The sequence below is a fragment of the Endozoicomonas atrinae genome, from assembly GCF_001647025.1.
Taxonomy (GTDB): Bacteria; Pseudomonadota; Gammaproteobacteria; order Pseudomonadales; family Endozoicomonadaceae; genus Endozoicomonas; species Endozoicomonas atrinae.
Map to the genome: position 1 here is coordinate 1 of NZ_LUKQ02000336.1, position 4,608 is coordinate 4,608.

Annotated in this window: 2 protein-coding genes; both read left to right on the forward strand. The window is 59.8% G+C overall.

All coding sequences use genetic code 11. The features are described from left to right. Positions 1-644: hypothetical protein (locus tag AK963_RS33660; protein WP_202969869.1), on the forward strand; the 644-nt coding region annotated here is incomplete at its 5' end. 108 nt (positions 645-752) lie between these two features. Further along, a partial coding sequence (locus AK963_RS25585; protein WP_066018203.1) for a hypothetical protein occupies positions 753-4,608 on the forward strand: 3,856 nt, incomplete at its 3' end.

The window sequence follows — 4,608 nt, forward strand, 5'->3', positions numbered from 1 at the left end:
CTCAGGACGCCATCGAGTTTATCAACCAGCACCCCGGCATCAAGGCCAGTAACGTCAGCGGTATCCGCTTCAATCACAGCGACCGCAATGAAGACCCGATGGTCAGCCTGCTCGGTGACGATGGCAATCCGGTGAAGCAGTTCTACCTAAGTTCCCTCTCCAACCTGAACAACTTTGCCGGTCAGAAGAAACAGACCTTTGACCCAGGCAATAAGGTCAATGATCCCGGCAAGTTGATCGAGCAACTACAGGAAGTCGCTGTCCAGCAGGCACAGGCTGATGTGGCAGGATTAAACCCCAAAGACCAGAAAGCCCAGCTACCGGAGGCGGTTCAGGATCACTACGGGCAACTGATGAAACAGTATGGCCCGCGCAATCCGGGCTATGTCACCACCGGGGAGGAAACCCCGAACCGGACATTGGGGTTTGATCTGTTTGGTCAGCAGCAACAGGCGAATGATCCGCTGGCGGCTTTGAAGCAGGCATTGGGGGGCGGGGATGTAATGACACCGCCACCACCCCCTCCGGTAACTCCCAATGCCGCTGTGCCGAAGCAGGGGCAGGGTTACGGCTATCCCGGTTACAACCCCCTGAACCGCACCCCCGGCACCTTCCGTCACTTCCATCCCTCTGTCGGACGATAACAGACCGCTTCCCGCTGCCCGCCTCCCGAAAAAGACACGCAAAGCACCTGCCTCGCCCCGCTTTTACGGGTAGCGGGCGGCAGGTAGCGTTTATTCAAGGACGATTCTATGAACTGGCACGATTACAGCTCGACCCCGATGTTTCAGCAGGGGGACGATCAGGAACAGGAACGGCTGCGGGAGCAGTATTGGCGGCATTACCTCAAGCCCCAGATACCGGAGGGCTACCATCGGGAAGCCCGTTCCCTGTTTGATCAGCATACCCGCCGCCGAGGCAACCCGGACAGCAGCTATGCCGGTGATTTGTGGGATGCCCTCTGGCATGGCGGTTATGCCGGTGCGGCTGACCTGGTATCCGGTGCGAGCCGACTGGTGGGCGGCGATGGTCATAATGCCGCCAGTGACTGGCTGCGGGAGAAATCCGAGGAACAGCTCGACAATATGTCCCCGTCCAGCATCGAGGCGATGCAGGGGTTCGGGATCGAGAAGAAAGGTGAAGGCCGGTTCGGGCTGACCGAGGGCAGTACCGCTGCCGGTTTTGGCCTCCAGTTTGCCTCCGGGGTTGGCTCTCTGGCACCGTCCATGATACCCGGTGGTGTGGCCAGTAAAGGGTTGTCGGCACTGGGCATGAAAGGGCTTCAGGCATCTGGCGCATCGGCAGCAGTGACAGGTCTGGAAGATGCCAGACGTGTGCAGGGGTTGGCGAATGTCATCGACAAGGGCAGTCATGCCGTGGGCTACGGAGCAACCGGTGGCCTGATGATTGGCGGGGCCGGTGCCGAAGACGCCAAAAGCCAGATCATGGGACTGGGCTATGAGCAACTGAAAGACCTGCCGAGGTTCCAGGAGCTCTACCAGCAGACCTACGAGCAGGCCGGAGGCGGCGATACCCGCCAGCCTTTTGAGCAGGCCAAAGCCCTGCTGGCCGAGGAAGCTGCACAGTCCGCCTTTGCCCCGGCTGCCGGGGTGGGGGCGCTCTCCATGGGTCTGGCGGGTCCGGCCATGGAGAACCTGATCCTGAAGAACGCCGGCACCCGTGGCCTGAATGCGGCCAAGGGGTTCCTGACCGAAGGGGCGCAGGAGTTCGGTGAAGGGGTTGGCCAGCAGATGGCGGCCAACTACGGCCAGCAGCAGGTGGGCAGAGAGGTAGGACTGACTGATGGGGCGTTGGAGCAGGGACTGTCCGGTGCCGTGGTCGGCGGTCCGGTGGGTGGACTGGTGGGCGCTGCCGGTCGAACCCGCAATATGGACGACATCAGGGAGAAGCAGCAGAGGCTCAACGACCTGATGAGTCAGCACCAGACCCTGCAAGACCAGATGCAGGAACCTCACGCCGATCAGACCATGCTGGCGGAGCAACTGCGGCAGAACTCGGTGGCCATTGCCGGACTGGAGAGCCAGCTCCATGAGTTGGGGGGAGCGCAGCCGCAGGAAGAACAACCGCAGACGCAGACTGAACCGGAGCTGACCATAGACCCGTCCCAGTGGCCACCGGGCTGGCAGGCTGGACCGGTGCAGCAGACGCCTCAGATTGGCAGCGACAACGCTATCTATGTGGACCCCGTTGGTCCAGCACAGCGAGGGGAAACCACCTTTACCGGCCCTGGCTTTGAGCAGCAAACCCGACAGCCAGACCCTGCACCGCAACAGAAGGCAAGCGAACCCCGGCAGCAGGCACTGCCTTACTACCCGCCTGCCGACTTTACCGGCAACCGGTACGGCACTGTGGATGCTGACCCGGAAGCCGCACAGCAGGACAGCCAGCAACGCCGACAGGATCAGATCGACAGGGCTGCAAACCAGCATCCTGGCTCAACCGAGTACACCGGCAACCCTGACCGTGATCTGACCAGCTACACCGAACGGATGAACGGCCTGAACCGGTTGTTCCGTTCGTTCAACTGGAAGAAAGGTGACGACAGCAAGAAACGCCGTGTCCGTAAGCTGATTGAAGACCAGCGCAGGCTGGAAATGAACGCCCGGAAAAGTGGACGAGGCTTTACCCCGACCTCCATGAAAGAGGCACTGGACAACCTGAAGGCGATGGTCGAAAGCGGGGACGGTATCCGCTTTGAACGGGAAGTGAAAGCCATCGAGGCGCGGCAGCAGCAGGAAGGGATGAGGCTGACCCCCATGGATGGGGGAAATCCCACCAAGCGCCTGGAGCGCGACTGGGGAACTGCGCAGGAGAAAGCAGGGGTTCCATCCGGGAAAAAACCGGTACTGGGCAAGGCCGACGAATCGGTGATGGCCGATGAGCGTGAAGTCAGCACCCAGTATGCCCTCTATGAGCAGTCCGACCTGATTGCCAGCCATAACGACACCGGCAGGATCAACCCGGACTATCCGGCAGAGCTGCAACCACGGGATCGGGCAAGGCAGGCCAGTGAAACCCAGATCAGGGGCATTGCCAGCAAGCTGAACCCGAAGAAGCTGGGCGCCAACCCACTGGCCAGCAGCGGTGCGCCAATCATTGGCAGTGACCGTGTGGTGGAAAGTGGTAATGGCCGTGTGTCAGCGATCCGAAAAGCCTACCGGAACCATCCTGAACGGTCAGCGGCTTACCGCCAGTACCTGAAGGACAACGCTAAAGCCTTTGGCCTGAAGCCGGGGGATGTGGACGGATTCAAAGAACCGGTACTGGTACGCCAGCGGCAGGGCAAGCTCGATACTGAAGATCGGGTGTCGTTTACCAAGGAGGCCAACAAGCCGGAAACCGCTACGATGTCTCCGGCAGAAAAAGCCAAACTGGACGCGGCTCGCATTACCCAGGAAGACCTGAGCCACTTTGATACCGATGGCACGGGCGATCTGCTGCACCGCAGCAACGACACCTTTCTTGCAAGGTTCGCTGACCGGCTGGGTGATGAGGCCGGAGAACTGAAGACCAAAGAGGGTAACTGGAATAAGCAGATGCGCGACCGTGTGGAGTCGGCCCTGTTTATGAAAGCCTATGACAATGAACGGCTCAACAGCCTGTTTGCCGAGGACGACAAGCCTGACCTGAAAAACCTGATCAAGTCACTAGCCATGGCGGCTCCCCACTTTGCCAGGGCTAAGGGTATTGATCCTGAGCTCGGTGGCTATGGCGTCATTGATTCCCTGGTGGAAGCCAGTCGCATATTGCAGGACTCCCGCAACCGTAACCAGTCAGTAGATGAGATTTTGGATCAGCACTCCCTGTTGGACAACTTCAGCCCGGAAACCGAACTGTTTGCCAAGTGGCTCGATGCCAACTTGCACAAGTCAAAGCAGGTTGGTCAGGCCCTGAGCGAGCTGGCCAATCAGATTGAGCAATACCTGCAAAAGCAATCACAAGCCGATGGAGATATGTTTGGTACCGCAGAGGCGACACTGGATGACTTGATTAATCAGACCAATAACCAACTGGAGAAAAACCATGGCGATAAATCCACACCGATCATCGACCCGAAGGCGCCCCCCAGGGAAGGGGGAAGTCCCACCAAGCGCCCGGAGCGCGACTGGGAGGCCCAACAAACCGGACCTGTTCAAACTGCTGAAGGCAGCAACCGAGGCGGTCAACCGGAAGAACGGACCGGAAGACCAACTGAGCCTGCCAGAGAAGCCCAAAGGGATGAAGTAGACGATCTGCTGGATGCCGTTGATGCGGGAGGCCGCCCCGACGACACGCTCGATAGTGATGAATGGACTGACGATGACTTTGCCGGGATTGAGGAAGACAAGGCTCAATACGACCCCCAGGATGGGGGAAGTGCCACCAAGCGCCGGGCACCCGAAGGGCATAGAAAGCGCGACAAGTACGCCCCCCAGGACGGGGGAAGTGCCACAAAGCGCCAGGAGCGCGACTGGTACAACAGCCGTAATGCGCCTCACTACTCGGTGCCTGGGATCAAGAGTCTGGGCGGTGCGGAACGGGCAGCCATCAAGCGGTATTTGGATGGCCGGTCTGACAAGCAGGGCATTGTCCAGCGGCTGAAGAAGC